The following is a 6,590-nucleotide window of genomic DNA, read 5'->3' as shown; positions in this document are numbered from 1 at the left end:
CAACCCAAGCCGATTCGGCGGGTCGCGTTTTCGCCTCCCCCGCCGTCCGAAAATAGCCCTTGGTTCGCCCTACCGCTCCGCTACTTGAGGGCAAGTATATTGTTTCCGAGGCGTCGCAATGGAAAACTGCGAAAGGGTTTTGGTGCAAAAATTTCGCTTGGATGGCTTGCAGATTCCTTTTCTATTGCCCTTTCGTTTCCTTTAACTGGCGATGCCTCGGAAGTGGATTCCCGACAATGTTGCTAAGGCAACATTTCGGGAATGACGGGAGAGGATTTTAGAGGGCGGAGAACTTGCGGCTGGGGTGACTGGTATGAGGGGCGAAATGCCTAATTTAATCGCTTTTTCCGTTAATTTTTTCTTGACTCTATCTTTTGTTATGCATAGTATTCTTTTATGAATTTATCTACTTTAAAGGAGCGAAGATGAAAAAATATTTATTATTAGCAAGCGTTATTTTATTGACTGGATGCGCGGCATGGAGGGACGAGTTATATGGTGTTCCGTTTAATCCAAAAACTTATACTGGCTATGTTGAAAAACGACCAAATGCGCAATTTCAAGCAGACGCTTTAAGAGGTATTCGAGGTATCACATTCGATCCAAAAGCTGTGCAGTTTGAGAATTTACTAGTGATAACCAAATTCAAAAGAAAATTCCTATGTGGTGAATTGAACGCAAAAAATCGTTTTGATGCATATGTTGGTTTTCAATCATTTATTTATTACGTAGATGTTAACGGAATAATCCAATTTGAAAACGATGAGGATTCGGATTATCGTTATTCTTTAACAGGAATTTGTTTTAGCATTTTAAAATCAAATCTCGTCAATTTATCAGGGCAGATAATTGTTGATGGATCGCATCGCAATTGGTGATATATGCATGAGAGATAAGGGTTTTTTATGACAGATGATAAAATTAAGACTATTGCCGATGTTATTGAGGAGATATATGACAAGGTTAAGCGAAGTAATAATTATTTGCCAAGCCTTGCAGACCATCCTGACGTAGCACCTCAGGCCTATGAGCATTTGCTAGAAATTGCCAAAATTTTAATAAAAGAAAATAGGCGTGATTTAATTGTCTACCCCATATATAGCTGGATGCCCTATCAACTTATAGGAAATTCAAAAATAAAATCAAACAGTTTAATAAAAAAAATGGAGAATTGCGATATATTAAAAAGCGCAGATACTATAAAAGATATTGCTGATAATATAAATTGCACTGATGATAAGTTGTTAGCAGCGACCTCGAAAGTCTTACATTTTTGCTATCCTAATGAATACGCTATCTTTGACAGCAGGGTTGGCAAGGCATTGAATCTTGATGAATATAATGCTGATGATTTTATTCTCTATACCCGTGCAATAAAAAGAGCGGCAAGAATAGAAAAGATGGAGTTGCGAGAGATAGAAGTTGCGCTTTTTCTTTATGGAAAAGAAAAGCAAGTAAAAGAAGATGCAAAGAAGAAAGCAGAGGAAGAAAAAGCGCAATTGCAGAAAAAAATAGCTACCCCACCAACTCCACCAACTCCACCAACTCCACCACCTGCTTAAGCTCCCTGTCCGCCGGTTGGGTTAATGGTTCGATGGGAATCATGATGGAGGTAACGCCGATGGCGCGGCCACTTTAACTTATTGCCATGAGCGGGCGGAAAGGTTGTTTTTTTGTAAAATTTTGTCCTTTTTTTGTAAAATTTTGTCCTTTTTTTATAAAAATTTTGTCCTTTTTTTATAAAAATTTCGTCCTTTTTTTGGTTGCTTTTCTTATAATTGTCTCGTATACAAATCGTCGGTAACTATAATATGCAAGTCACCTTTCAAATACTTAACACATTATAGCTAGCAAGGGGGTGGAAGCCTTGCAGATAAGATAAAAAAAAACGACCCGCAAACCCTTGTGGAAGGGGCAGGATAATCGTATCTTATCTCTCTCCAACAATTTTTTTATAGCACAATCTAAATGCGTTGTCAATACCGGTAGAAGAAAATACACTAACAACTTTTCCGCTACCCCACCAACCCCACCAACTCCGCCACCTGCTTAAGCTCCCTGTCCGCTGGTTGTTTTAATGGTTCGATGGGAATCATGATGGAGACAACGCCGATGGCGCGGGCGAAGGTAACATCAACATTCATGTCGCCGACATACCAAATCTGGTTGCGCGCTGGCCAATTTTTTTCCGCGCCGTAAATTTTTTCCATGACGGCGGCAAATGGTGCCGGGTCGGGTTTGTCGCGCACCGCATGCCCCGCCCCCACCACGGCCGAAAAAAATTTGCCCCAACCAACATGGGCGACCTCCGCCAACAACACCGGGTGATTTTTATTGCTGACCACCGCCATGGTTATTTGTTGGTCATGGAGCGCGGCCAGGGTTTCCGCCGCGCCGGTAAGTGGTTTTAATTCGCGCAGGTGCCGGCTGATATATTCCTCGTAATACACATCCCGCGCCTTCATAAATTGGCAACCAAAAATTTTGGGAAAGCTATCGCGTAGCGAATGTTGTCCGTTCAATTGGGTTTCGGCCTTGCTCTCCCACTGGCGTTTAATCCGCAACCGGTCAAATGTCGCCATCATCGAATCGTGGATAATATCCCAACTATCGACCAATGTATTGTCCCAATCAAAAATAATTAATTTCGGGCGTGAAATGTTCGTCATGAAGTAAGGTCATAATATAATTGGTTGCTTAAGCATTTCGGCGGTAATGGCCGCTTGAATTTTTTTCGTGATTGGCCCGCGTGTTCCCTGCCCGATTTTTTTATCATCAAGCATGGTTATCGGCACGCCGATTTGCGACGTGCTGGTTAAAAACATTTCGCGACCGGCGTAACATTCGGCGCGGGTGAATGCCCGCCATTCCAGCGGAATATCATTATCACGCGCCACCTTCTCCACCATTAATTTGGTGATGCCGTTCAAAATTTCATGGTCGGCAATATGGGTGCGAAGCACGCCCGATTTATCCACCAGCCACAGGTTCGACGAACCACCCTCGCTGATAATATCTTGGTCATTGTGGAAAGCAACCTCCGCCCCGCCGTTATCGCGCGCCCATTGTTTGGCCATGCAATTGGCGATAAGCGATATGACCTTAATATCCCGCCGTTGCCAACGAAAATCGCTGTGCGATTTTACCGCCACGCCATTTTCAATCGTGGCGCGGTCGTCAATGCGGTAATGTTTCACCATCATGCTAAGGTTGGGTTTTAAATCGTGGCTGTAATAATGGTCGCGCGGCGCGGTGCCACGGGTTATTTGCAAATATAACCCGCCGTGGCGCAATTGGTTTTGGCGGCAAAAATCGATAATTTTTAAACGCAACGCCGCGCGGCTGATGGCGTTGCTGATGTCGGTTTCCTGCAACGACCGATAAAGCCGGTCAAGATGGGGCTCCAGGTCGATAAGCCGGCCATGCCACGCCAGGATATATTCATAAACCCCATCGCCCAAACCATGGCCGCGGTCGTGCATCGACACCACGGCGGTTGAAAATGGTTGGTATAGGTTATGGGCGAAAACCGACATTGGGTCTTTATTAACTCAATTTCTGTGCCAACACAATCTGGCAATGTGATTTTATTACGCCCTCTTATATCTTTCTTTTTTTGGCGATGTTTGATATAAAAATTCATGGCCCACAAGCAGGATAACATTTTACGCACCAGTTTTTTAAACGACATGGCCGACGGCATGAGCGAGCTAAACTCCTCCCTCGCGGTTGATAAGGTTTTGTATGAGGAGGATATTGCCGGGTCCCTAGCCCATGTGGCCATGCTGGCGGCGCAAGGCATCATCACCAAACTTGATGCACAAAAAATTGCCGAGGGGTTAAAGCAAATCAAGGAAGAAATCGAAAATGGCGATTTCAAATGGCGCGACGATTTGGAGGATATTCACATCAATATCGAAAACCGCCTGCATGAACTTATCGGTGCGACCGCCGGCAAATTACACACCGCGCGCAGTCGCAACGACCAGGTAATGACCGACAGCAAATTATGGTTGCGCAAAAAAATCACGGCGACCATCGGCCAGGTTAAAAACCTGCGGCGGGTATTGTTTGACTTGGCGTCAAACCATGTTGATACCATCATGCCGGGTTATACCCATTTGCAAATGGCGCAGGTCATATCCCTCGCCCATTATTTTTTGGCCTATGACGAAATGTTTTCGCGCGACCAAAAACGTTTTGAAAATACCCTGTCGTTGCACGACGATTGCCCGCTTGGGTCGGGTGCCTTGGCCGGCACCAGTTTTAATATCGACCGCGCCATGACCGCCCGGGCCTTGGGCTTTGCCCGCCCCAGCAACAATTCGCTCGACGCCGTTTCATCGCGCGATTTTTTTATGAATTTTTTGGCCGATGCCGCCATCCACGCGGTGCATTTGTCGCGCATGGCGGAGGAAATGGTGCTGTGGGCATCGCCCCATTTTGGCTATATCACCATCGCCGACGAATGGTCATCGACCTCCTCCATCATGCCACAGAAAAAAAACCCCGACGCCGCCGAATTGGTGCGCGGCAAATCGGCGCGGGTGATTGCCTGCTTCAATCAATTGGCCATCGTGATGAAGGCACTGCCCCTGGCCTACGCCAAGGACATGCAGGAGGATAAAGAATGCCTGTTCGCCGGCGCGCGGGCAATAACCCTGATGCAACAGGCGGTGCACGGTATGTTAAGCACCATCACGATTAATAAGGAAGCAATGAAAAAAATGGCCAATATCGGTTTTGCCACCGCCACCGACCTGGCCGATAAATTGGTGCAGGAAAAAAACATGGATTTTCGCACCGCCTATCAACTAACCGCGCGAGTCGTAAAACGCGCCATTGCCCTGGGGTGCGATTTGTGCAATATGCCAGGCGATGAATTGCAAGCCATCGACAGCAACCTATCACCGGCGATGGTTAAAAACCTCACCCCCGATAATTCGCTGGCGATGAAACAATCCTTTGGTTCAACCGGCAAACAATCAATCCTGCAACAATTGGCAAGAATTAAAAAGGAAATGCACTATGAATAAATTAATGATTGCGTTACGCCACGCCACCCGGGTGACCATGGTCTTGGGCCTGTTGGTTTTGGTCGCGGTGCTGATGGCGGCCTGCGGCACCTATGGGTCGCCACAATACCCCGATGGCAAGGCGCCGTTTTACACCGCGCCGGTTTATAATTACATCAAGCGCTAACCAATTGTTTTTTTGCACCTATTTTTATGGTTCATTCTTGTCTTGACGATTTTGTTTATTACGACCAACATCAGCTGATGATGGAGGGGGTGGCTTTAAGCACTCTCGCCGACCATTATGGCACGCCGCTTTATTGCTATTCTAAGGCCTCGGTTATTCATGCCATCGACCAATATAAATCGGCCTTTGCCCAATCGCCCATCTTCAACCGTTCGGCCGGCGCAACCTCCCCCGAGGTCGCCATCCATTACGCGGCCAAGGCCAACAGCCGCCTTGCCCTGTTGCAAATTATCAAGGCTTCGGGCATTGGGCTTGATATTGTGTCGGTCGGCGAAATGATGGCGGGCATGCGCGCCGGTTTTGCACCGCAAGATATTATTTATTCCGGCGTCGGCAAAACCATGGCGGATATCGAATTTGCAATAAATAATAACATCGGCCAATTGAATGTCGAATCATTTGACGAAATAAACATGCTGGTCGCGGCGGCGCAAAAAATAAAACCCGCCAAACCAATCGATGTGGCGGTGCGCATCAACCCCGATATTTCGGCCGGCGCCCACGGCAAAATATCAACTGGCAAAGCTGGGGATAAATTTGGCATCGCCATCAACGAATGTTTTGCGGCTTACCAATCATTGGCGGCCTCGCCTTACCTTGCGCCCCATGCCATCGCCATGCATATTGGTTCGCAATTGACCGACATGGCGGTGGTGGAGAAGGCCTACCGCCAACTGGCCGATTTGATAAACAGCTTGCACCAGAAAAACATCACCATCAAAACCGCCGATATCGGCGGCGGCATGGCCATAACCTATGATAAGGAAACGCCCCTGCCCCTGGCTGATTATGCTGACATGGTGGGGCGCGTGTTTGCGCCGCTGGGGGCTATCGGCCTTAAAAAAATTGCCATCGAACCCGGTCGGTCGATAATCGCCCGCGCCGGCGTGTTATTAACCCGCGTTATTTTACAAAAAACCAGTGGCGGCCGGCATATCACGGTGGTCGATGCGGCGATGAACGACCTTATCCGCCCCACCCTTTACCATGCGCACCATGCGATATTACCGCTTGATGGCGGCAACCAACCATCGGGCGAAGCAATTGACATGGCGGCGCAAGATGTGGTAGGTGGCATATGCGAGACAGGGGATTTTCTCGCCCTGGCACGAAACTTGCCTAAGTTTAATAACGGTGACAAATTGGCGGTGTTGCAAGTGGGTGCCTATGGTGCGATGATGATGTCAAATTATAATACCCGCATGATGCCAGCCGAAGTGGTTGTCGCGGGGACAGAACATAGGTTGATACGCCCGCGCCAGACATTCGATGATTTTTTTGCTTTAGAACAACAACTTGAAACAACAATTGTAATATAATCAACCAAT

At 47.2% G+C, this 6,590-nt stretch carries 7 protein-coding genes; 5 read left to right on the top strand and 2 right to left on the bottom strand.

The features are described from left to right. Positions 1-425: 425 nt before the first annotated feature. Entirely contained in the window at positions 426-878 is a 453-nt protein-coding gene (locus tag QM529_01525) for a hypothetical protein (protein MDI9313344.1), read from the top strand. A 27-nt stretch (positions 879-905) separates the two neighbouring features. Further along, entirely contained in the window at positions 906-1,562 is a 657-nt protein-coding gene (locus QM529_01520; GenBank protein ID MDI9313343.1) for a hypothetical protein, read from the top strand. A 453-nt stretch (positions 1,563-2,015) separates the two neighbouring features. On the opposite strand, the gene QM529_01515 is transcribed toward QM529_01520, so the two are convergent. Both QM529_01515 and QM529_01510 read right to left on the bottom strand, forming a co-directional pair. Continuing rightward, entirely contained in the window at positions 2,016-2,669 is a 654-nt protein-coding gene (locus QM529_01515; protein ID MDI9313342.1) for an HAD hydrolase-like protein, read from the bottom strand. Between the two features lie 9 nt (positions 2,670-2,678). Beyond that, positions 2,679-3,536, bottom strand: a complete 858-nt coding sequence (locus QM529_01510) for an aminotransferase class IV (GenBank protein MDI9313341.1) — start codon at positions 3,534-3,536, stop codon at positions 2,679-2,681. Positions 3,537-3,641: 105 nt separating this feature from the next. Between QM529_01510 and argH the strand changes: the two genes are divergently transcribed. From argH to lysA, 3 genes are read left to right on the top strand one after another with little or no spacing between them, the layout of a single operon-like run. Next, positions 3,642-5,036, top strand: a complete 1,395-nt coding sequence (gene argH / locus QM529_01505; protein MDI9313340.1) for an argininosuccinate lyase — start codon at positions 3,642-3,644, stop codon at positions 5,034-5,036. Then, on the top strand, positions 5,029-5,202 hold the full coding sequence (locus tag QM529_01500) for a hypothetical protein (GenBank protein MDI9313339.1): 174 nt from the start codon (positions 5,029-5,031) through the stop codon (positions 5,200-5,202). The genes argH and QM529_01500 overlap by 8 nt, the downstream gene beginning before the upstream one ends. Before the next feature lie 26 nt (positions 5,203-5,228). Then, a complete protein-coding gene (lysA, locus tag QM529_01495; GenBank protein ID MDI9313338.1) occupies positions 5,229-6,581 on the top strand; it encodes a diaminopimelate decarboxylase in 1,353 nt (450 codons plus the stop codon). The last annotated feature ends 9 nt before the right edge of the window (positions 6,582-6,590 follow it).

It is taken from the genome of Hydrotalea sp. (assembly GCA_030054115.1).
In the GTDB taxonomy this organism is placed as follows: Bacteria; Pseudomonadota; Alphaproteobacteria; order JASGCL01; family JASGCL01; genus JASGCL01.
Note: the sequence above shows the minus strand (reverse complement) of the source record. Positions and strands in the feature narration are given on the sequence as shown.